Below are 22602 nucleotides of genomic sequence, written 5' to 3'. Positions count from 1 at the left end.
CCGAAGCTTTGTTACCGATGCCATCGCACAAGCGCCCACACGAATTGTCTGATATCTTGTTAAAGAACCGATTAAATCATGGTGACTTAATCGCTGAGCCAGCAACTTGATTTAAGTCAGTGCCGATCTGCAAGGCCGCCCATCTTACTGTGGTGGCTTTCGTTGTCAAGCGCTCTTTTCTGAATTTGCTCAATCAACTCACTGACGTTGCGTTTGATGCCCTGTCAGCGGGTGCGTATATTACTATGTCGATTTGTCTTGTCAACCTGCTGAATGGTTATTTAATGCCTTCTACAACTCAGCTACAGCAATCAATGTCTGCAAGTAATTTATGAAGCTTCTCTTTATTGTCAGCGTTCAACCGGTCAGTAAGGTGAGTTTCGTAGGTTGAGATTACTTTATACAGACTTTGGTGAGATAGCAGTAGCCTATGAAGTAACTCAAAGTGATTCTCAAACAACCAGTCGTATAACTGAATATCAAAAAGTTGAATGGCCAGATTATCGGCAGGGGGCGGGTCTTGATAGAAATCACTGAACTCAATCTCCACGCCATCATCTGTCTCATCGCTATCCCATCCGATATCATCGTCTTCTGCCAAAAACACCCGTTCATCTGGCTCTAACTCTAACCTGACAAAATCGGATAATGATGCACTGTAGATAGCCTCCATACGGGACGTAGAGAAGTCAGAGTTGCTATATTGTAAACTCTCAGTTGGGACGTAGACAAAAGGCAAGAGACTCATGTCACGGGAATGCTTATGCCTGGCTTTAACCAGCATATTTTCCAACTTGTCTCTGGTATGCTCGCTTAAATCATCGGCAATAATCTCAACCGTGTTATCCAGCAAATAAAACGTCTCAGGATAATCTTCCAACAGCTGGGCTAAATCTGTTTCATGCCTTTCTATCAGGCTGTCGGTTAAAGCCCCCTTAAGGTGCTCAGTATTTTCTGGAAAGTTATATTTATACCATGCTGTCAGAATATCATTGCATATACTCAGCTTGTCCTCTTTTGATATGGAGTAGGGTGATATTTCACCATCCTCATCAGGATCATCAAGGCTGAACAGCACTGAAAGCAATGATTGACCACAGTGATCAACACGGTTTAGAGCTACTCCCATTTTTATCAAATGAATAATACAGGGCAAATGATGCCCCTCGTGGTTATTGATCCTCCTGGCAATATCATTAACAGGCAACATACCCTCGTTCCCCTGTTCATGGATATCTACACCGTAATGAACAAGTAGTGCCAAAGAAACCGTGTTGACGTTATTCCCATAGATCAGGTAGTGAAGTGGATTATTCCCGTCAGTGTGCTTTTCAGTGCTAGCCCCTGCCCGCAACAGTAGCAGCGCTTTTCCCAGCCAGGCTGAATATTGGAGCGCAACTGACAGAGCCGTCCTGCCCTCATCATCAACGGCGTCAATGATTTCCGAATTTCCATTGACGTGTTCGAGCAAGTTGGCCATGAGCTCACTGTCGCCACCGGAACGACTGACAACGTGTAATGGCGTGTTACCCAGATAATCCCTGGTGCTCACGCTTGCCCCGTTATCCAACAGGAACCTTACAACCTCTCGGGGCTTCACCGGGGCCGGTCTCCGCCTTTGGCCCAGGCTACAGCTCTCTTGGCAGAACAGGTGCAACAATGTTTGTTGTCGGGTGTTCACAGGCTGGTTGATATCAAATTCGCCTTGATCAAGATACCATTTCAGCTTGTCCAGTATGTTTTGGTCTCGTGGTTGCAACGGACCATGCCAATGGACCACATTGTCTGCCCCCCATGCCTGACAGCCAATGTAGCTGGCCATCCGGACATTAATATCAATAGCCCTGTTCTTTAACAGGGTATCGAAATTACGGACATTAGCGCTCTCTTCAAAGAGCGTATCGCACTGACAGTCATACGAACGAACCAATAATTTATCCGGGTTCTCACATACCACCAAGCCACGCCCGTCAAATTGGGCTTTTTTCCACGTAGAAAGGTGCTGACAAACAATGACAGGAAGATCAATCTGGTCAAAATTTTTTAAACATTCGAGAGTTGCCGACAACATGGCAAGCGACCTCTGTGTGTGATTTTTATTAATTTGAGGAACCCTGCATCAGGGTTACAATGTTGTTATTAATATTGTCATGATTATATCGCTTTAAAAACGAACAAAGATCTAGCTTGGTATAGATTAAAAAATAATCAAGTTTTGTTGTTCGATGTAATTCGTCGCGCCCTTCATCGAGCGCACAAGGAGGGATAATTAACGTTCACTTACTGAATATGAGCCAGAACACCATCAAGCTCATCAAGGGTATTGTAGGAAATCACCAGCTTTCCTTTTCCTTTGGCGTTGCACTGAATGGCAACCCGGGCACCGACCTTTTCTGATAGCTCATCCTCAAGTTGCTTTATATTTGGATCCAGTCGTTTAACCGTTTTAACGCCTTTTTCCTTTTCCTGCTGAATGCGACGGACCAGTGATTCAGTCTGGCGAACAGAGAGCCCTTTTGCCGTCACCATTCTGGCAACCTCTAACTGGTCCATTTCTCCCAGAGAAAGCAGCGCTCTGGCATGCCCCATTTCCAGGTCACCATATTCCAGCATTTTCTTTACTTCAGGATTCAGGGCCATCAATCGCAATATATTGGCGACGGCTGCCCTGGACTTACCGACTGCCTGAGCAACTTCCTGTTGGGTCAGTTCGAATTCTTTTTGCAGTCTCGATAGTGCAATGGCTTCTTCAATAGGGTTCAGGTCTTCCCGCTGGATGTTTTCAATCAGCGCCATGGCAATGGCAGCTTCGTCGGGGACATCGCGAATCAATGCGGGAACTTCCGCCAGCCCGACCAGCTGGGCTGCACGCCAGCGACGCTCACCAGCAATAATCTCATAGCGATTCTGTCCCGCCGGACGAACCACGATTGGCTGCATGATACCCTGCTCTTTAATACTTTCAGCCAGCTCTTCCAGGGCATCAGGGTGCATGTCTCGGCGTGGCTGATATTTGCCACGAGTCAGAAACTCAACTGGCAAGTCTTTCATTGTCCCGTCCTGCGACTCTCTGACCGCTGATGGACCAGAGAGATCATTAGACAGAGAGGTCGGTAGCCTGGCGCTACCCAACAGAGCATTTAAGTTAGTACCGAGACGTTGTTTCGCCATGTGTCAGTGAGTTCCTGTTTTCCTTTCTGACTTACCTTGAAGCCTCTTGATATCATGTTTTCGAACCAGCTCTCCAGCCAGCGCCAGATAAGCAACCGCTCCACGGGAGTTCCGGTCATACGCGAGCACAGGCTTACCATGGCTTGGTGCCTCTGCGAGTCGAATGTTACGAGGTATTACGGTTCGGTAGACCTGATCACCAAAATGGTTGATGAGCTGTCTCGATACTTCCGTGGTCAGCGTCATTCTCGGGTCATACATGGTGCGCAGCAGACCTTCAATGTGCAAGTCGGGATTGATGGTTTCCCTGAGACCGGCAATGGTTTCCATCAGGGCCGTCAGACCTTCCAGAGCATAGTATTCACACTGCATGGGGATAATCACCCCACGGGCAGCAACCATGGCATTAATGGTCAGCATGTTCAGGGATGGAGGGCAGTCAATCATGATAAAGTCGTACTGCCCTTCCACCTTGGCCAGTGCATCATGGAGCCTGGACTCCTTGTGCTCCATATCCATCAACTCAACTTCTGCAGCTGTCAGGTCGGCATTCGATCCCAGAACGTCGTAACCACCATCCACCGATGGAAGGATTGCCTCGCGGATATCACAACGCCCCGTCAGTACATGGTAAACAGACCATTGCTGAGCATGTTTGTCGATTCCACTGCCCATGGTGGCATTTCCCTGAGGGTCAACATCAATAAGCAGCACTCGCTGCTTACTGGCCGCCAGTGAAGCCGACAGGTTAACACAGGAAGTGGTCTTGCCAACCCCGCCCTTCTGATTGGTTACCGCTAGAATTTTAGCCACAGCCGTTAAATACCATTCAATGCCTGTTACGCAAAATGACAAGATGACGATCGCCGTCTGTGCCCGGTACCTTCAAGGGCGAACAGCAGATCAGCTCAATGTCGTGACGATCCATCAATTCCTTCAATTCTTCTTCAGGATATAGCCCTTTCATGGCCAGATAAACACCTGAAGGTGATAATAAGTGTTTTGTACCATCAACCATGTTAACCAATGAACTGAACGCTCGGGAAGTAATAGCATCAAAAAGTGCATCTGCCTTAAAAGACTCTACCCGGGCATTAGCCACTTTCAGGTTATCGAGATGAAGATCCAGTTTTGCCTGATGCATAAATCTGGTTTTCTTGCCATTACTGTCCAGTGTCGTGAATTTTTTATCGGGATACATAATGGCCAGGACAACGCCAGGCAATCCCGGCCCTGAACCCACATCCAGAATAGCCTCACCAGTAATGTGAGGAACAATGCTCAGACTATCAATGATATGCCGGAAGACCATCGCCCCGGGGTCACGAATAGCGGTGAGATTGTAGGCTTGATTCCACTTGTCTAACAGCAGAACATAGCGAGTCAGCAAATCCGCCTGTTCCCGGGAAAAATCAAGACCAAGTGATGCGGCACCTTGACAGATATCCTTCTGTAACGTCCGGGCCAGGGGGGTGTCCATTAAAGATGATTGAGAAGTGTTCATTGATTCCTTCAACCAGCGGACAATCAAACCCTGCTGCTGTTACGAAGAGTTATCCGGGTGCCGTCTGGCTTTACTGATGACAATAAATAACCAATTAGTCTATTTCATAACTTAAATAAAATCGACGCAATCATTGACCAAAACCAGCGATACATAAAGTAGGTACTATTTCCATTTTGAAATATGGCCTTTGGCTGTTCCCAAAGATGACCGCTTGAATAAAATAATTGGTTAAGAATAATTCCGGGAAAATGGTTCGGTGTCAGGCCAGTGTCGATCCTGGCTCCAGGCTGCAAACATCCTGACCATTCCTTGCAGGAAGTGACCCGAGAATATTGATAGAAATCAGTTTGTCGGAACAGGACAGCAGTGCTGGATGTGAACCGGGAAGCTCTTCCGGTATCTTCTGCCCAACCGCTTGATAATGATCAATCCAGAATGGCATCAGCTCTCCGGTTTCCATATCCCGGAAACTCATGGGTGTTTCTTCAAACAGGAAAACACCGTCATTGGCACTGCGAAACGCATGAACAATTAATTCACTGCAGTACCAACTTTTCTGGTGCTCGTCCTGATTCTGGCTGTAGTGAAGATCATAAGGCATCGAAAGCTGCTGCTCAGCAAACTCCAGAGCAGCCGGTACCAGTGCCGAGTAACTTGACACCAACCGACAGATCAGAACACAGGGTCGGCCATGGTTATCTAAAACCGAGTTGCTGACAAAGTCATCCAATGAGGTTTTCTTTACCTGGGGCATTACCGCTTCTAAGACCATGCCATCTCCGTCGTAGAGTGCAACGTGATTGATGGCAGCACCGTCGCGACCAGCAAACAGTCGACTGATGACCCATTCAGCCTCACCACCTGAGCGGAGTTGAAAAATCAGGTCGCCTGGCAAGAGGTCTTCAGCAATCACAGTGGCTGGCATTACAGTAGCTGGCAGTGCTTTATCCATAACCTCTCCCCTATCTGAAAATCATCTTGTAATGAACAACATTAGCGGTATCCATAAAACCGATGCTTCAAAAGGCAGATAATCTCGTTATTGCAACGTTTTCGACATAACGTTTTCGACATAAAGAGTCATGCTCAAGAGTATAGAAATTTGTCAGGCTATTTCATTGCGCAACAGGCCAAGCACCTCCCGGGTTTCAGGACGAACGCCACGCCAGATAGCAAACTGCTCTGCGGCCTGTTCCACCAGCATACCAAGCCCATCAATGGTTTTTCCCGCTCCCTGCTCACGGCACCAGCGATTAAAAACGGTTTCCTCTGCACCGTACATCATGTCATAGCAGCAGGTCTTTTGATCAATCACATGACCGGGTATGGGAGGCATTTCTCCCTGCAGGCTGGCGGCGGTTCCGTTGATGATCAGATCAAAACGACCTTCTATGTCTTCGAAACCACTGGCAGAAAGGGTTTCATCCGGAAAGAGGTCAACCAGCGTATCGGCCTTGCTCCGCGTTCGATTGGCAATGACAACGTCAACCGGTTGCTCCGAGAGTATGGGCTCAAGCACACCTCTGACGGCACCGCCGGCACCGAGGATAAGGACTCTTGCACCTTTAATCGTTATACCGTTATTTTCTTTAAGATCGGCTACCAGACCAAGCCCATCGGTATTATCGCCACGCAGCTGGCCATGCTCATCCTGCCACAGGGTATTCACAGCGCCTGCTTTTTCTGCTCTTGACGTTCTTTTTTCAGCTAACTGCCACGCTTCCTCCTTAAAGGGTACGGTTATACTTAATCCAAGATCACCATTTTCAAAGAATGCATCAATCGCTTTTTGCAACCCATCAATGTCAACCAATATTGCAGTGTAACGCAGACTTTGACCGGTCTGATTGGCAAACAGCGTATGAATTACGGGTGATTTGCTGTGGTCAATTGGGTTCCCCATTACCGCGTAATTGTCTACCGGTCCAGCCATGACTCAGATCCTCTTCATTTATACCCAATCTTTTGCCGTTAAAAAGTCTTCATACAACCGCGCCTCATCGGTGCCTGGCTCTGGGTTCCAGTTGTAATCCCAGCGAACATGAGGAGGCAGTGACATAAGAATAGACTCTGTACGACCGCCGGACTGCAGTCCAAACAAAGTACCCCGATCATAAACCAGATTGAACTCCACATAACGGCCACGGCGGTACTCCTGAAAACGCTTGTGCTGCCCGGAGTAAGGCATCCATTTACGGCGTTGAACAATGGGCAAGTAAGCACCAATATAACTATCGCCAACCGACCGCATAAATTCGAAGCAGCGCTCAAATGGCCATTCATTCAAATCATCGTAGAACAGTCCACCCACCCCCCTGGGTTCATTACGGTGTTTAAGAAAGAAGTATTCATCACACCACTTCTTATAGCGGGGGTAGACCTCGTCACCAAAAGGCTCACAGGCCTGCCTGGCAGTCTGATGCCAATGCTTGCAGTCTTCTTCAAAGCCATAGTAAGGCGTCAGATCGTAGCCACCACCAAACCACCAGATCGGATCTTCTCCTTCTTTATGAGCTATCAGCATTCGAACATTGGCATGCGACGTTGGCACAAACGGGTTATCCGGATGGATCACCAGAGAAACTCCCATAGCCTGAAAACGCCTACCGGCCATTTGTGGTCGATGGGCAGTGGCACTGGCAGGTAGCTGATCCCCTTCTACACAGGAAAAATTCACACCTGCTTTTTCAAAAACCTTACCACCTTCCAGTACTCGGGCCTTACCGCCACCACCACCTTTGTTTTCTGAGCCATGGTAGTCCCATTGGTCTTCCCTGAAGGAGCCCTCCATTTCTTCTGCCTCAATCGCCGTACAGATGCGATGCTGCAAATCCAGGAGATAATGCTTTACGAGATCTACAGACGGTTCTGACATTTTGGGACATGCCTTTTATCGGTTAAGTTTGAGCGACACTAACCTGCCCGTACCAGTTCACCCGAACGCAGGTCTTGAATTTTAGAGGGTGTTTTCTGTCCTCCGGTTTCGCCGGGAACAATGCCGTCGAGTTGAGAACCGAACGCTTCTTTAACACTTGAGAAGGTTAACAGCGGGGCTTTACCTGCAAGGTTGGCTGAAGTCGACACGATCGGATGCCCTGTCGCTTCACACAGAGCATTTACCAATGGGTGAGCGCTGATGCGAACAGCAACCGTATCGAATTGACCTCTTATCCAGTCCGGTGTCCAGCCATCCGGATCGGGAATCAACCAGGTGAAGGGGCCTGGCCAGGTAGATTTCAGTCTGGCTCTCTCTTCTGAAGAAAGCGGATCAAGTAGTGGTACAAACTGATCCTCTGAAGCCCCTATCAGAATCACGCCTTTCTCAACGGGCCGCTGTTTGATTTCCAGTACTTTATAGACAGCCTGCCGGTTCCACGGGTCACAACCTATGCCCCATACGGCTTCAGTGGGATAAGCGATGACTCCTCCATGGCTAATTATTTTCGCTGCTTGATTTACATCCATCATGACAACAGCCTCCCCATCAGTACACTCCGAAACGTGATCGGTAAGGCTCGCTAGTCTAGCAAGAGAAGCCCGGAAGCAACAGCCAGACACTCAGGTTCTGCTGATTGATTCACTGAGCTATTCAGCCAAGACGAATAAATCCACCTGAGGTGGACTCAATAACACCATCAAGCTCCATTTCTGTAAGAACGACGGAAAGTTCTGCAAAAGGAATTCCTGACAGCGTACTGATTTGATCCGCACTGACAACGTCAAACCCCATAACTTCAATAACTTTAAGCCGCAATGGATCTATTTCTTTTCTAGTGGCCGTTGGTGGCGAGAACTCATTGATAACGCAATGAAGCTGTGGGGCAAGTTCAATTAATACATCATCCGGGCTTTCAACCAGCACAGCACCTTCACGGATCAGCTTATGACAGCCTCGACTTAATGGGTTCAACACCGAACCCGGTATGGCAAATACCTCGCGCCCCTGCTCTGCAGCCAGTCTTGCCGAGATTAAAGAGCCACTTTCCAGTGCCGCTTCAACCACCAGCACCCCCAGAGACAAACCAGACAAGATACGATTTCGACGGGGAAAGTTACCGGCAAAGGGTTTCGTTCCCAATGGGTATTCGCTGACGATGGCTCCCTGGCCGGCAATCAACTGATAAAGATCCTTATGCCTTGCAGGGTAAACCTGATCCACGCCGGTTCCCAACACGGCCACGGTCCCCCCATAGCAACCCAGAGCCCCCTGGTGGGCAGCCGCATCAATACCAAGCGCCAAGCCACTGGTAATAACCAGGCCACTTCTGGATAAATGTTCACAAAATTCCCGGGCAACCCGGCGACCGTTGGGTGTCGGTCTTCGGCTACCTACCACGCCCAGCTGTGGCTCACTGAGTAATTGCCTGTTACCAATGACGTAGAGTACAACCGGCGCATCAGGAAGCTCTTTCAGCGTTTTGGGATATAGAGGGGAATCGGGTGTCAAAATAGTATGGGCCTGACTAGCCTGAAGCCACGCATTGGTCAGGTGCAACTGTTTCTGAATAGCAGTGTCTCTGTGCGCATTGACCAGCAAACTGGCCAGCTTATCCGGAATAATACGCTTCAGCTCATTGAGTGATGCAGAAAAAAGCTGGCCGGGATGTTGGAATTTTTCAATGAGCTGGCCAGATTTTATTGGCCCCAGACCCGGAATAAGGGAAAGCGTTAACCAGGGGAGCAGTTGTAACCAGTCCTTCTGGTCTGTATCGGTGTATATCATTGAATTCTCTTTCCAGAGTTAGGTGGCTTATTCTGGTTATCTACAGCTCTGTCCAGGTAAGCCACACATCCAATGAAGCACCCTTCACAGGAGCTGTATTTTTGAATAAATGATTACTTATGGTTGTGGGCTCCGGAGGATATAGCCAACTTCAATATCCTCTTTAGCTGATAGCACAATACCATAGCTCATTTTTTCAAAAGGTCGATAAACCATGACTAACCCGACTCTTTCGGATGGCAGAGAAACCTGTTCATTGGTAAATGGATCGTAGGCGTCTTGTGTCTTGCGGTAGACGGCCAGGATATCACCCTGCCTGAGGCTCTCCCGCTCCCCTTTGTTGATGACCACCGTATCAAACCTGGAAATCTTTTTTGCATTATTCAGATTAGCGGTGACAATGCCCTCGACAGGCGCAGCCGGTGCTCTTGGAAAAAACGTCGTTACCAGTCCGCTGGCATCCTGCTTAACCAACCGATCACCGGGTATCACTTCCATTTTACTGTCCTGAATGACCATGGAGGCAACACCTTCCCTGACACGACTCAAATTGATGGTGCCGACATCGATACCAATGAGTCCCAACAACTCGTCGGTTTCCGGGTCGACGATCTGCTCACCGCGACGAACGACATCAAACCGGATATTCTGCCCGGCAAAATCACCTCGGGCGTAAACCTTGTCTCCTGTACCTGAAACCAGTTTGCCATCTTTAGCTGCAAAGACATAAGGCGTATTATTCAACTGTTCTTCACTGGAGAACACATGACCACCTTTTAAGTAACTGAGCACTGCACCTAGAGGGATGGCCGGAATAGCCGAATCTCCGGGCATTACCCGGATTTTGGGGCTTAATTTGATCGTACGACCATTTTCGCCACGACTGGAAACCATCAATCTGGGTTGTCCATCGATATACACCAGGCTGACGATATCACCCGGATAAATCAGGTGAGGATTCTTTATCTGGGGGTTGGCATGCCAGATTTCCGGCCATAACCACGGACTGTCCAGAAAGGTGGTAGAAATATCCCACAGGGTATCACCCTTCTCAACGGTATACTTGCTGGGAGAGTCCGCCTTTATCGGGCTATCGTATGCCTGTCCCAGAGTGGACATACAAAGCAGGATTCCTGCCAGAGCAAAGCGTCTCATTGTCGTCCCGATTCCTTGAATAGTTTTTGGTTTAAGCCGCTTAGAGCCGGCGTTAAGTACGCTCGGCTACCTCTGCTTCTTTTGGCCACGGATGATTGCTGTACCGTATTTCACGGTTAGCGTATCAGAACAGTGTATCAACCGCCTCAGCCTGTGAGCAATCGGCTCTCTTTTAGTTCTCGGCTTTCGTATCTGATTCTCAAGATCAGGCCACATAAATCGCAATGCATTCTCAGCACTGGATCAGGAAGAATAAGTCTACTATTTGAAGTGGTTTCCTGAACCAGTATCCCAAAGAGGGTTGGATAAAGGAGCGACTTTGAAACAGATAAGCCTGATGTATCTTGCAGGGTTAGTCTCTGTTGTCAGTATACCGGTACTGGCTGCAACAACGCTCATCACACACACGTCACACGGACTGTCACGGTTTGATGACCTTAAATACCCGGAAGGCTTCAAGCACTTCGATTACGTAAATCCTGATGCCCCTAAAAGGGGTAAACTTAACATTGCCGCCATTGGTATCCTCGATACCTTAAATCCGTATTCCCAAACCGGCACTCACATCTCCCAAATATCCCCCCTGCGATTTTTTACTTTAGGCTTTCTGGGGCTGAATGAACCCTTGATGGTGGGCAGTGGCACTTACAGCCCTTCAGGAGATGAAGCCAGGTCTGCTTATGGCCTGATTGCAGAATCCGTGGAGTACCCTGACGACAACCAATGGATAACGTTTAACCTCCACCCCAACGCCCGTTTTCATGATGGTCAGTCGGTTACGGCAGAAGACGTTGAGTTCTCTTTTGAGCACCTGCGCACAAAAGGCCCGATCAAATATCAGATTCAGCTTAAACCAATTGCACGTGTTGAGGTTCTTGGTAAACACCGTGTTCGCTTTCACTTCAAGAGTTCTGGCAACAGAGATCAACTGTTCTGTGCTGCCGAGCTACCGGTGCTGCCTGCTCATTACTGGCGAGACGAGCTTAATGAAAAATCCAAACTGACACCACCACTGGGCAGTGGACCCTACAAAATCACTCATGTGGAAGGCGGGTCATCAGTTACGTTTACCCGAGTTGAGGACTACTGGGGAAAGGATTTACCGGTGAATCAGGGTAAATACAACTTCAATCAGATAACACTCTATTTCTACCGGGATCTGAGGATTGCCTTTGAAGCATTTAAAGCCGGGGCTCTTAGTCTCTACTTCGAACCCATTGCCAAAAACTGGGCTAATGGCTACAACTATCCAGACATCGCGTCTGGTAAAGTCATAAAGACTGAAATTCCAACCAAAAGGATTATTGGCAGCCCAATGATCGTTTTCAACACCCGCAGGGCTCCTTTTAATGATATTCGGGTAAGAGAAGCGGTTGGCTATCTGCTGGATTTTGAGTGGAGCAACCGAACGCTGTTTGAAAACGCCTATACTCGGGCAAACAGCTACTTTCCCAATTCCCTATACGCCGCTTCAGGCGTCCCCTCCTCTGATGAACAGGCGCTGTTAGAAGCATTTCGCCAACAACTGCCAAAGGCTCTGTTCTATCAGCCATTTTCACCCCCAAAAACCAGGGGTGATGGTTCAATAAGGGCCCAACAGCACCAGGCTCTCACTCTACTTAAAGAGGCGGGATGGCAACTCAAGGGAGGCAGGCTGGTGAACTGCAAGTTGGAACCGCTGACTTTTGAGCTGATTACCTCCAGTCATCTGGGAGACAGACTTATTCTGCCGTTTAAAAAAAACCTGGCCAGCATCGGTATTGAACTGAAATACCGGGTCATCGACAGCAGTAACTATTTCCAGAGAGTGAGAATGCTGGATTTTGATACCATTGGTAATGCTTATCCTCTGGGACTCTCACTGGGCAGTGAACTTTTCAGGTACTTTCACTCCAGCAATGCGGATATGCCCGATACCCAGAACCTGGCCGGTATAAAACATCCTGCAATTGATGCGCTGCTGGAGAAAATACCCAGTGCAGAGAGTCAGCAGGCGCTGGAAACCATTATTCACAGCCTTGACCGGGTTCTGCTCTGGCATCATTACGGTATTCCGCTCTGGTACTTTGGAAAAGTGAGAGTTGCCCACCGAAGCAACATCAAGCGGCCGGGTGTGATCACGGATTACCCCATGATTATCAATACCTGGTGGCTGGCTGAATAGGCGTGGTTTAACAGCCCCTAGGAGGCTGTCCGAGAACTAGCTATTGAAAAAACGAAAGCTTCAGCATTTTCTTGGCTGATCAAATATTGACCTAAATTTAGCCTGTTTTGGGGTAAAAATTGCGTTTTTTACCCTTTTGCTTGCCTTTATGCTGCCATTTTAAGCCTTTTTGCTTCTTCAAGACGGATTGATCCCGTTGAAACCGATTTGACAATTTTTTTGAAATTATAAGCACTGCAGACCAGTGAAAATTCTCCAGCCACTTTTTCCTTACCCCGGACACTGAACCCTCTGAATCCTGAGTTCTTGATTTGGCCAAAAGGCGGTTCCGCAATCACCTTGCGACGCTCATAAACCGCTTTGGCCTCTTTGGTTTCCATTTTGCGGTTCATCGCCTGGCGTATGGCTTCGTGGCGGTCTGTGCGAATCACTTTCCCCGGGTCTTTGTTGTCACCACTGCACCTTTTACGTAACGGGCAATCCCGGCAGATATCTTTACTGACGCGGTAGCTTTTGTGTTTTGCTTTGCTAGCCGTGTTATAAATCAGCTTCTCACCGGCAGGGCAGGTAAAGCTGTCGTCTGCTTCATGGTAAATAAAATCCGCTTTGACAAACTTTCTGTCAGAGTCTTCCAGTCCCTCTGTTGCAGGCTTCTCCTGTCGATCCGTAGCCATGTAAGCGTCAATGTTCGCATCATCAAACGCTTGCAGGTTGGGCCCTGAGTAATAGCCATTATCCTCACTCATTTTGCCAATGGACGCGTTATCTGTTGCTTCTGCAATGGCTTCAAGTGCAGGCTTTACTTCCTGCTTGTCATTGGCATGCTGGCTGATGTGCTGGCCAACAATGATACCATTATCGCTGTCGACGCTGATCTGGGCGTTATAACTGTACTGATAGCCACTGCCTTTTTTACCCATGATCCTGGCATCATGATCAGCAAAGCTGATTTGCTTTTTGTCGTCTATCGGCTTATCGGGATTCAGGGCCTGTTCCCGTTCTTCAAGCGCTTTTTTGGCCTCCTGGATTTTCTCTAACCGTTCCTGCTTGAATTGCAAGTCTTCAGGAATGCTGTAGCCAGTCTCCTGCTGATAAGCATCGTCCTCTTCACTGTCACTGGTTTCGGCTTTTTTAATCAGGGCCTCAACTTCAGCCATTAATTCAGCTTCTTTGGCCTTAAGTCGTGCGTAGCTCATGGCCTTATGCTTTGATGAGTCGGCTTTGAATTTGGAACCATCAAGAGCGATGTGGCCCAGCGAGGCCATCTGTAGTTCCCGGGCGAGCAGCACGCTCTGTTTGAAACTGCTTTTAAAAAAGGTGGCCTGGTTTTTACGAAAGTCACTGAGCACCCGGAAATTTGGGCAGTGCTGTTTGGCGATATACATGAAAGCCAAGTCCTGATTGCAGCGCCGTTCAATCTCCCTGGAGCTGAACACACCATGGCTATAGGCATAGATCAGGATCGATATAATCAGTCGTGGGTGGTAGGCATTCTGGCCAAGATGGTGATACTGCTTTTCCACTTCAGAGGTGTCGATATGCTTGAAGATATCTTCAAAAACGAAGCAATCATGATCTGGTGGCAGCAGGTCGAAGATGTTCGATGGGAACATCAGGTGCTGGTCAAAATCAGCAGGGTTATCTTTGAATTTGATTGATGACATCCGTTTCGGCAACAATAAAGTGGGCAGAAGATGCCTGATTATACTTAATCAGGCTATTCTCGGACAGCCTCCTAGGTACAGACTGAATTTACAGATATACTGAGGAGTCAACAAACTTCATTATTCGTTAACTTCGTCAACCTGAGATCACTGATGGCTCTACTGGAAATACTTGAATACCCTGACCCAAGACTTCGCACGGTTGCCAAGCCTGTAGCTGAAGTCAATGACGACATTCGCCGTATCGTTGATGACATGCTGGAAACCATGTACGACGCCCGTGGTGTTGGTCTGGCAGCAACCCAGGTGGATATTCATCAGCGCATCGTGGTAATGGACCTTTCTGAAGAAGGTAACAAACCTCAGGTCCTCATCAACCCCGGCTATGAACCCATCGGTGATGAAAAGTCCGACCTTCAGGAAGGCTGCCTGTCAGTGCCCGGCATTTATGAGCTGCTGGATCGTTACTCTCAAGTGAGGCTGACGGCTTTAGATCGCGATGGTAATGAGTACACACGGGACTATGATGGACTGGCGGCCGTCTGTGTCCAGCACGAGCTGGATCATCTGGAGGGTAAGCTATTCATCGACACACTGTCCCGCCTGAAACTGGATCGTATCAAGAAAAAGCTTGGCAAAAGAAAACACTGATGAATAGCCAGACTCGTTAAATTCGTACAATGGTGTTCCGATACACCGCTATCAACCACTTTCTGATGGATTGCCTCTTAAGCAGCTGGCCATATGAAAAGCCTTCGAATTATCTTTGCCGGAACCCCTGAGTTTGCCAGTGCACACCTACAGGCCGTTCTGGATAGTCAACACCAGGTTATCGCGGTCTATACCCAGCCGGATAGACCTGCAGGGCGAGGTCAGAAACTGATGCCCTCACCGGTTAAATCGCTGGCTCTTGAGCACCATATTCCGGTTTTTCAGCCAACATCCCTTAGAAATGCAGACGCTCAGAAAACACTTGCCTCTTTGAATGCTGATCTAATGGTTGTTGTTGCCTACGGGTTGATTCTGCCACAAACGGTTCTCGATACTCCGACGTTGGGCTGTATTAATGTACATGGCTCCATTCTGCCAAGATGGCGTGGAGCAGCCCCTGTTCAGCGCGCGATTGAAGCGGGTGACACTGAGTCAGGTGTCACCATCATGCAGATGGATGCCGGACTGGATACCGGAGACATGTTGCTGAAAGCCTTTTGTCCCATCCATCCAACCGATACCGCATCCGATCTTCATGACCGCCTGATTAAAGTGGGCCAGCCCGCTCTGATTCAGTCACTTGATAACTTGGCAGATGGCAATATCCATCCGGAAAAACAGGATGACAACCTGGCTAACTATGCCCATAAGATGAGTAAAGAAGAAGCGCGGCTGGACTGGCAAAAATCAGCACAGGCACTGGAACGGCAGATTAGGGCATTCAATCCATGGCCTGTGGCGATCACCGCGTTGGATGATACGAACATCCGAGTATGGGAAGCCATGGCCCTGGAAGAAAGCACCAGCAATACACCGGGAACCCTGATCAGGGCAGATAAAAAAGGGCTTGATATTGCCTGCGGTCAGGGTGATAGCAAAAGCACACTGCGCATTAAACGCCTGCAATTGGCAGGAAGCCGGGCAATGACTGTGCAAGAGCTGCTGAACAGCAAAAAAGCGATGTTCAGCACCGGCAAACAATTCAGCTAAGCGCTTTATTTGCGGGGCATTTTTTACCAGATATGGCTAAACAATCTTCTGTTCGACAGTTGGCTGCACGGGCGATTACCCGGGTAACTCTGGGAGAATCACTGAGCACTGTACTGCCGCAGTTACAGGAAAAGCTGTCCATAAAAGACCAGCCTTTATTGGCTGAGCTTTCCTATGGAACACTCCGTTACTACCACCGGCTGGATGCCTGGCTTAAGTTCCTCACCGAGAAACCCCTGAAAGAAAAAGAGCAGGATATTCATAACCTGATTCTCGTTGGTCTGTATCAACTCTTCTTCACCCGCATTCCTCCCCATGCTGCCATTGGTGAGACGGTACAAGCGACCCGGACCCTGGGTAAAGCCTGGGCCAGAGGTCTGGTGAATGGCATCCTCAGAAATGCCCAGCGCCGGTTTGAAGAACTGAATGACCTGGAAGCGCGCAGCCCGGTTTGCGGCTGGTCACACCCAAAATGGCTGATCAACGCCATTAAACGAGCATGGCCGGATGATTATCAAGCCATTCTTACCGGTAATAATCAGCCGCCTCCCATGACCCTTCGGGTTAATGAGCAAAAGATCACCCCCTCCAGATACCTGAAAAAGCTGCTGGATGATTGCATACCAGCGAAACAATCCCAAATTGCCCCACAAGCCATTACTCTGGGCAAACCCGGCTCCGTCGACAAGCTGCCCTTGTTTTACGAGGGGGCAGTCAGTGTCCAGGACGAATCAGCCCAGCTGGCTGCGAGCTTAATCCGGGCGAAACCCGGTGATCATATTCTGGATGCCTGCTGCGCACCGGGAGGCAAGACCTGTCATCTGCTGGAACTGCACCCGGATATCACCGTTGATGCACTGGATGCTGATCGTGTTCGTCTGGAAAGAGTGGGTGAAAACCTGCAAAGACTGGGTTTGACCGCCAATATCCTGTGTGGAGACGCTACGGATCCCGACAGCTGGTTCCCGGGAAAACCGTACGACCACATTCTTCTGGATGCCCCCTGCTCAGCAACCGGGGTTATTCGTCGCCACCCGGACATCAAACTGCTGAGAAAGCCGGAAGATATTGATGCACTGGCGCAGCTGCAACAGAACATCCTCAGGGCTATCTGGCCTCTATTGAAGCCCGGCGGCACGTTACTTTATGCCACCTGTTCAATCATGCCCCGGGAAAACCATCTGCAGATTGAACACTTCCTGTCTGAAACCCCGGATGCCAGATTGCTAACCATTGAAGGTCAATGGGGGCATAATACCGGGTTTGGCAAGCAGCTTTTTCCCGGCTCTGGCAGTCTCCCACGCAACGGCGGCTCCGGGACCAGTAACGCTATGGCGGGTAGGTCTATGGGTAGGTTTATGAATAGTGGTGACGGATTTTTTTACAGCCTGATGGTAAAGACGGATTCCTAAATGAAAATCATCATTCTCGGTGCCGGTCAGGTGGGTGGCACACTGGCAGAAAACCTGGCCAATGAGGAAAATGACATTACGGTGGTCGATACCGATGCCACCCGACTTCGAGAGCTCCAGGATAAAATTGATATCCGAACCATCCAGGGCAAAGCTTCTTTTCCCGGGGTCCTGAAACAGGCCGGTGCCGATGAAGCCGATATGCTGGTTGCTGTCACCAACAGTGATGAAGTGAATATGGTAGCCTGCCAGATTGCCTACACACTGTTCAACACGCCATCAAAAATTGCCCGTATCCGCCAGGCTGCTTATCTGAAGAATGAAAGCCTGTTTGCCAATGCCGCACTGCCCATTGATGTACTTATCAGCCCGGAGCAGGTCGTTACCAACTATATCAAACGACTGCTGGAACGCCCCGGCGCCCTTCAGGTACTGGATTTTGCCGAAGGCCGTGCCCAGCTGGTGGCCATGAAGGCCTATTATGGCGGCCCGCTGGTCGGTCACGAGCTGCGTTATATCCGTGAGCACATGCCCAATGTCGATACCCGGGTAGCGGCCATTTTCCGGCGTGGCAATGCCATCATGCCCAAGGGCAACACCGTTATCGAGGTGGACGATGAAGTCTTCTTTATTGCCGCCCGTGAAGATATCCGGGCCGTCATGGGCGAGCTGCAGCGGCTGGATGATGACTATAAGCGCATCATTATTGCCGGTGGCGGCAATATCGGCCTGCGCCTGGCTCAAGCCGTGGAAGACCAATACAAGGTCAAGATCATGGAACACAATATGGAACGTTGCCAATTCCTGTCAGAGACGCTGACCAAAGCCATGGTTTTCTGCGGCAACGCCTCCGATAAAGAGCTGTTGATCAGTGAAAATATCGAAGAAACCGATATCTTCTGTGCGCTGACCAATGACGATGAAGCCAATGTCATGTCATCGATGCTGGCAAAACGTCTGGGTGCCCGTAAGGTCATGGCTCTGATCAATAACCCTGCTTATGTCGATCTGGTGCAGGGAGGTGAAATTGATATTGCGATATCACCTCAATTAGCCACGATTGGCAGTCTCCTCAAGCACGTCAGACGCGGCGATATAGTGAACGTTCACTCACTGCGAAGAGGTGCTGCTGAAGCGTTCGAGGTGATTGCCCATGGCAGTGAGCAGAGTTCTAAAGTGGTTGGTAAAACGATTCAGGAAGTGGTGTTACCCCAGGGTGCAACCATTGGTGCTATCGTTCGTGATGATCAGGTGCTGATTGCTCACGATACCACCCGAATTGAATCCGGTGATCATGTTATTCTCTTCCTGACCAATAAACGCAAAATCCGTGAGCTTGAGCAGCTCTTTCAGGGCGGTCTTGGGTTCTTTTAAAGCACTGCCTTGCGGTAAGCAATCCCACGAAACTATTCCTGACAACGGATGTCCAAGTAGTCTGATATTCTAACATCATCAGGAATAACGACATTGGATACGAATAATCAATTTACTGCCAGCCAAGTGACTGCACCGTTTAATCCTGCAAACCTCGAAACTGACTACAAGGAAGTTAGTCTCAATAACACAGGCTCGGCTGCTGGTCGTCCTGTAGCAATAGTGGGCCCCCAAGCTTCAGTTAAAGCAGACACCTCTTTTCAGGAAGTTTCCGAACCGCAACAGCGCAAGAGATCAACAACGCCATCAGTCCCGAACCAGGCATATCTCCCCCGGCAAATAATACCGGTGAATATAGCCTCAACCCAATCAGCAAGCATTGAAATACCGGTGAATACCACAACCCAATCAGCAAGCGTTGAAATACCGTTAATGGGCAATCCGGCTCCCCTCAACGAGGGTGAACAGTTACAGTCCCTGTTGAGCAACTTGATGGCAAATGATTATCTTGAGCAATCAGAAAATAGAAGCTCACACTACACAGTAAGCGTTGAAGAGTGGGTGATGGACAACCCGGTTTCACTCAACGATACTGAACAATCCCTGTCTCAGCTGTCTAACTTTTTGACAAATTTTTATCGCGAACCTTCAGAAGATAAATTTCGAGCACTTGAAAAGCTTATAGACCAGATTTTTGATCAGCTTATTTGGCAGGAAGGAGGCATGAAGATTAAGCTTGCCTTTGTTGTTGCCCTGATATCTGATAAAAACAATTGGCCAATTCAATCATCCACCTGTGGTGAGCTAGCCTATGAGATTCTCGAAGGGCGTTCTGACTGGGCCAAACAGATTAACAGCAATGCAGTATCCCCTGAAAAGCTTGATTTTTGGTGGTCTGGTTTCTTTGCAACTGGAGAAGATAAATACCTTGAGAAAATACTAAAGGTGATTGGAGATACATCGAGCCACGTAGAGATGCCGGACTCAATCCGGGTGACGAAGAAAGCCGCAAAATGGTCTTTTCGATCAAATTGCGAGCAGCATCAGGCGGTAAAAGATTTCGCGCTTCGAATGAAAAACGATAATTCACTTTCAGACTATCAAAGGGAATATTTGCGCTCTATCACTGATTCACAATTGTGCAATATTTTGTAGTCCCTTTAAACCATTGCTATGCGGCCATAAGTCCAAAGAAACTATTCCAGACAGCTGATGTCTCAAAAGTGGTAAATTATAGCTTCAATAGGTAATAACCTTGGATACGAACAATCAATCTACGGCCAGCAGAGCGGCTGCATCATTCAACCCTGCCAATATTGAAACTAACCAAGAGAGCACCAGCCTTAACAGAAGAAGTTCAACTGCTGGTCGTCCTGTAGCAATAGTGGCCCCCCAAGCTTCAGTTAAAGCAGACACCTCTTTTCAGGAAGTTTCCGAACCACAACAGCACATGAGAGTAGCAACACCATCAACCCGGGACCAGGCCTATCTCCCCCGGCAAAGAACGCCTGAGGCGACAACGCGTACTATAGCATCAGACCAATCAGCAAGCATTGAAGAACCTGTAATGGGCTCCCCAGCTTCCCTCAGTGATGCAGAACAACTCCAGTCCCTAACCAACTGGATGTCAGATTTATATCTTGAACAATCAAACTATGAAAGCTCATACTATACAATAGGCGTTGAAGAACCGGTAATGGACAACCCGGCTTCCCTCAATGATGCCAAACAGTCCCTGTCACAACTGACCAACCTTGTGACAAATTTTTATCGTGGTCCTTCAGAAGATAAATTTCGACAGATTGAAAAACTTGCTGATCAGAGTTTTGATCAACTCTTTGACAAGGAAGGAGGCTGGAAGCATAAGCTTCCCTTTGTCATTGCCCTGATATCTGAAAAAAACAACTGGCCAATTCAATCATCCAAATGTGGGGAACTAGCCTCTGAGATTCTCGAAGGACGTTCCAGACGGGCCAAAAGGATTAATAGTGACGTAGTGTCTACTGAAAAGCTTGACTTTTGGTGGTTAGGTTTCTTTGTCACTGGAGAAGAGAAATATCTTGTGAAAATACTAAAGGTTATTGGAGGAGTATTAAGACAGCAAGGCACTCTGGCTGACAAAGCAACAACAAAAGCGGCAGCAAAGTGGTCTTTCAAAGAAAATTGTGAAGAACATCAGGTGGTAAAAGATTTCGCTCTGCGAATGAAAAGTGATAGCTCTCTTTCAGCCCATCAAAGAGCATATTTGCGCTCTATCACTGATGCCACCAAGTGAAATGTTATGTAGTCTCCTTTTTTGTCTAACAATAAGGTGTTCAGGCTTTGTTTTCCCTATGGATAGGGAGTAATCTGCTAACACATAAAAGTAGAATTTCTTATAGCTATTATCTTAAGGTAGACATTAAGCCCCACCCACCGCACAAAGGCCTAATCTTGTACGCCCTGAACAACCATCCCGTGCAGGGTGTTCTCGTTTCGCATTATTTCCCCAGAAGTCCAGTAGCTTTTTAATGCATGAGACCAATGACTTTCCTGCATTCATCAACGATGAAATCACATTACCAAACAGGTGAGTCCCACTTTTCATCACCTTGTGCGTCGAGATTTCCTCAATGCTCCCACTTTCACAGAGGTTCGCCTGTGCAGCATGGGCAAGGTACCTTTTCAACGTCACAACCACAAAGGACATCAGAATCAGGCTAAACACCAGTGTCGCTGATTTGGTGTTAAAACGATGCCACCCTGAATAGGATTTGATCTCTTTGAAAATCAGCTCTATCTGCCACCGTAGACGATAGGCCTGGAGCACATCACTCAAGGTGAACTCCACCCGGTTCAGGTTGGTCACAACGAAAACCCACTTCTGTTTTTTGTCATTCCAGCGGACAACCAAGCGGAATGGCCAGGCTTTGAATCCCGGCCATTCTACATCCAGGTCGAGGCACTGGTCTTTGGGGAAGCCAGACAGTACATCCTTCAGTTTTTGTCCTTTGTAGCGATTGAGATTCTTGCCATCCTCCCGTACCGCGCTGAGTATCGTCGGGTTGATACTCTGAGGTGCCTTGCAGATAAAAGAACCCTCCCTGTCATCAATAGCGGCAAAGAGTTCCAGCTCAAAATAACCGGCATCCATTAGCATCAGGATATAGGCCATGGATGTTGGCAGTGGTGGCAGACAGTCTCTTTCTGAACGGGTATCTTCAGTCAGCTGCACCCGCACCAGGTTGTTGGTGAGAAGATCCATTGTCGTATGAAGCTCGACGGCAGCAGGACTGACCGTTGAGAACCTGCCGGGAAATGCTTCTTTCAGGGCATCATAGACAGCTTGTGACGAACCGTCCTGAATCAGAATGTGCTCAAACTCTGAAAATGGACTGTCTTCATCAAACGCCATGACTTTGCGGGAAAATATTTCCAGACACTGCACCCATAGCCACAGGATAAGAGTAGGCAGCGCGTCCTTTTTAGCTTGATTTGCCCAAGAACGATAAGAGACATTCAGCCCCGTCAACTCGTTAAATTTACGGTGTAGATCCGCCTGGGTATCGCAGTTTCCATCACCAGCGAGGGCATCGATCAGTGAGAGGATAAAATCCAAAGGACGGATATCTCGCTGTCGTATAGTAAAACCAAGCTGTTCCGCCATACTTAGGAGTTCTGACCGGTCGAAACAGGTCAACAGTTTTTTTCAACTAATCTACTATTTGCAGTACTCATCTTGTTCAGCCATT

The 22602-nt window shown here is 48.4% G+C and carries 19 protein-coding genes; 7 read left to right on the top strand and 12 right to left on the bottom strand.

Features of this window, described 5'->3' with window-relative positions; genetic code table 11:
* Window positions 1-298 precede the first annotated feature (298 nt).
* The 10 genes from MJO57_RS00150 to MJO57_RS00105 all read right to left on the bottom strand — a co-directional run bounded on the left by MJO57_RS00150 (window position 299) and on the right by MJO57_RS00105 (window position 10520).
* The gene (locus tag MJO57_RS00150; protein WP_252021930.1) at window positions 299-2071 is read right to left on the bottom strand and encodes an ankyrin repeat domain-containing protein; all 1773 of its coding nucleotides are present in this window, start codon (window positions 2069-2071) and stop codon (window positions 299-301) included.
* Window positions 2072-2280: 209 nt separating this feature from the next.
* Window positions 2281-3171, bottom strand: coding sequence for a ParB/RepB/Spo0J family partition protein (locus tag MJO57_RS00145; protein WP_252021928.1), 891 nt, complete (start codon window positions 3169-3171; stop codon window positions 2281-2283).
* A gap of 3 nt (window positions 3172-3174) precedes the next feature.
* Window positions 3175-3984, bottom strand: a complete 810-nt coding sequence (locus tag MJO57_RS00140; RefSeq protein ID WP_252021927.1) for a ParA family protein — start codon at window positions 3982-3984, stop codon at window positions 3175-3177.
* Window positions 3985-4000: 16 nt separating this feature from the next.
* Entirely contained in the window at window positions 4001-4675 is a 675-nt protein-coding gene (gene rsmG / locus MJO57_RS00135) for a 16S rRNA (guanine(527)-N(7))-methyltransferase RsmG (RefSeq protein ID WP_252021926.1), read from the bottom strand.
* Between the two features lie 262 nt (window positions 4676-4937).
* Window positions 4938-5630: a YiiX/YebB-like N1pC/P60 family cysteine hydrolase gene (locus tag MJO57_RS00130; RefSeq protein WP_252021925.1), complete on the bottom strand. Its 693-nt coding sequence runs from the start codon at window positions 5628-5630 to the stop codon at window positions 4938-4940.
* 153 nt (window positions 5631-5783) lie between these two features.
* Window positions 5784-6611 (bottom strand): shikimate dehydrogenase, encoded by an 828-nt coding sequence (gene aroE / locus MJO57_RS00125; RefSeq protein WP_252021924.1) that lies wholly within the window; start codon window positions 6609-6611, stop codon window positions 5784-5786.
* A gap of 18 nt (window positions 6612-6629) precedes the next feature.
* Window positions 6630-7553, bottom strand: a complete 924-nt coding sequence (hemF, locus tag MJO57_RS00120; protein WP_252021923.1) for an oxygen-dependent coproporphyrinogen oxidase — start codon at window positions 7551-7553, stop codon at window positions 6630-6632.
* Between the two features lie 38 nt (window positions 7554-7591).
* Window positions 7592-8146: an L-threonylcarbamoyladenylate synthase gene (locus MJO57_RS00115; protein WP_252021922.1), complete on the bottom strand. Its 555-nt coding sequence runs from the start codon at window positions 8144-8146 to the stop codon at window positions 7592-7594.
* Window positions 8147-8267: 121 nt separating this feature from the next.
* Window positions 8268-9401, bottom strand: coding sequence for a DNA-processing protein DprA (gene dprA / locus MJO57_RS00110; RefSeq protein WP_252021921.1), 1134 nt, complete (start codon window positions 9399-9401; stop codon window positions 8268-8270).
* A 117-nt stretch (window positions 9402-9518) separates the two neighbouring features.
* Entirely contained in the window at window positions 9519-10520 is a 1002-nt protein-coding gene (locus tag MJO57_RS00105; RefSeq protein WP_252021920.1) for a LysM peptidoglycan-binding domain-containing protein, read from the bottom strand.
* Between the two features lie 355 nt (window positions 10521-10875).
* Here MJO57_RS00105 and MJO57_RS00100 point away from each other — a divergent pair, with 355 nt between their 5' ends.
* Window positions 10876-12720 (top strand): extracellular solute-binding protein, encoded by a 1845-nt coding sequence (locus MJO57_RS00100; RefSeq protein WP_252021918.1) that lies wholly within the window; start codon window positions 10876-10878, stop codon window positions 12718-12720.
* Between the two features lie 146 nt (window positions 12721-12866).
* Here the strand turns inward: MJO57_RS00100 and MJO57_RS00095 are convergent, their stop codons facing one another.
* Window positions 12867-14384: an IS1182 family transposase gene (locus MJO57_RS00095; protein ID WP_252017502.1), complete on the bottom strand. Its 1518-nt coding sequence runs from the start codon at window positions 14382-14384 to the stop codon at window positions 12867-12869.
* Between the two features lie 153 nt (window positions 14385-14537).
* On the opposite strand from MJO57_RS00095, the gene def reads away from it, so the two are divergent.
* The 6 genes from def (at window position 14538) to MJO57_RS00065 (ending at window position 21146) form a co-directional block, all read left to right on the top strand.
* A complete protein-coding gene (def, locus tag MJO57_RS00090; RefSeq protein WP_252021916.1) occupies window positions 14538-15035 on the top strand; it encodes a peptide deformylase in 498 nt (165 codons plus the stop codon).
* A gap of 93 nt (window positions 15036-15128) precedes the next feature.
* Complete coding sequence (gene fmt, locus MJO57_RS00085; protein WP_252021914.1) at window positions 15129-16085, top strand: methionyl-tRNA formyltransferase; 957 nt, start codon at window positions 15129-15131, stop codon at window positions 16083-16085.
* Window positions 16086-16117: 32 nt separating this feature from the next.
* The gene (rsmB, locus tag MJO57_RS00080) at window positions 16118-17497 is read left to right on the top strand and encodes a 16S rRNA (cytosine(967)-C(5))-methyltransferase RsmB (RefSeq protein ID WP_252021912.1); all 1380 of its coding nucleotides are present in this window, start codon (window positions 16118-16120) and stop codon (window positions 17495-17497) included.
* Window positions 17498-18871, top strand: coding sequence for a Trk system potassium transporter TrkA (gene trkA / locus MJO57_RS00075; protein ID WP_252021910.1), 1374 nt, complete (start codon window positions 17498-17500; stop codon window positions 18869-18871).
* A gap of 93 nt (window positions 18872-18964) precedes the next feature.
* Window positions 18965-20026 carry a hypothetical protein gene (locus MJO57_RS00070; RefSeq protein ID WP_252021908.1) on the top strand — a complete coding sequence of 354 codons (1062 nt, stop codon included), beginning with the start codon at window positions 18965-18967 and terminating at the stop codon, window positions 20024-20026.
* A 100-nt stretch (window positions 20027-20126) separates the two neighbouring features.
* On the top strand, window positions 20127-21146 hold the full coding sequence (locus tag MJO57_RS00065; protein WP_252021906.1) for a hypothetical protein: 1020 nt from the start codon (window positions 20127-20129) through the stop codon (window positions 21144-21146).
* Window positions 21147-21272: 126 nt separating this feature from the next.
* On the opposite strand, the gene MJO57_RS00060 is transcribed toward MJO57_RS00065, so the two are convergent.
* On the bottom strand, window positions 21273-22550 hold the full coding sequence (locus MJO57_RS00060) for an IS4 family transposase (RefSeq protein ID WP_256491693.1): 1278 nt from the start codon (window positions 22548-22550) through the stop codon (window positions 21273-21275).
* Window positions 22551-22602: the final 52 nt, after the last annotated feature.

The sequence above is a fragment of the Endozoicomonas sp. SCSIO W0465 genome (assembly GCF_023716865.1).
GTDB lineage: Bacteria > Pseudomonadota > Gammaproteobacteria > Pseudomonadales > Endozoicomonadaceae > Endozoicomonas.
Note: the sequence above shows the minus strand (reverse complement) of the source record. Positions and strands in the feature narration are given on the sequence as shown.

Bases quoted from the DNA above. Each gene is read 5' to 3' on its own strand.
- rsmG (WP_252021926.1), bottom strand. From the start codon at position 4,675: ATGAACACTTCTCAATCATCTTTAATGGACACCCCCCTGGCCCGGACG.
- dprA (WP_252021921.1), bottom strand. From the start codon at position 9,401: ATGATATACACCGATACAGACCAGAAGGACTGGTTACAACTGCTCCCC.
- fmt (WP_252021914.1), top strand. From the start codon at position 15,129: ATGAAAAGCCTTCGAATTATCTTTGCCGGAACCCCTGAGTTTGCCAGT.
- hemF (WP_252021923.1), bottom strand. From the start codon at position 7,553: ATGTCAGAACCGTCTGTAGATCTCGTAAAGCATTATCTCCTGGATTTG.
- MJO57_RS00095 (WP_252017502.1), bottom strand. From the start codon at position 14,384: ATGTCATCAATCAAATTCAAAGATAACCCTGCTGATTTTGACCAGCAC.
- def (WP_252021916.1), top strand. From the start codon at position 14,538: ATGGCTCTACTGGAAATACTTGAATACCCTGACCCAAGACTTCGCACG.
- rsmB (WP_252021912.1), top strand. From the start codon at position 16,118: ATGGCTAAACAATCTTCTGTTCGACAGTTGGCTGCACGGGCGATTACC.
- aroE (WP_252021924.1), bottom strand. From the start codon at position 6,611: ATGGCTGGACCGGTAGACAATTACGCGGTAATGGGGAACCCAATTGAC.
- MJO57_RS00105 (WP_252021920.1), bottom strand. From the start codon at position 10,520: ATGTCCACTCTGGGACAGGCATACGATAGCCCGATAAAGGCGGACTCT.
- trkA (WP_252021910.1), top strand. From the start codon at position 17,498: ATGAAAATCATCATTCTCGGTGCCGGTCAGGTGGGTGGCACACTGGCA.
- MJO57_RS00130 (WP_252021925.1), bottom strand. From the start codon at position 5,630: ATGGATAAAGCACTGCCAGCTACTGTAATGCCAGCCACTGTGATTGCT.
- MJO57_RS00115 (WP_252021922.1), bottom strand. From the start codon at position 8,146: ATGATGGATGTAAATCAAGCAGCGAAAATAATTAGCCATGGAGGAGTC.
- MJO57_RS00150 (WP_252021930.1), bottom strand. From the start codon at position 2,071: ATGTTGTCGGCAACTCTCGAATGTTTAAAAAATTTTGACCAGATTGAT.
- MJO57_RS00145 (WP_252021928.1), bottom strand. From the start codon at position 3,171: ATGGCGAAACAACGTCTCGGTACTAACTTAAATGCTCTGTTGGGTAGC.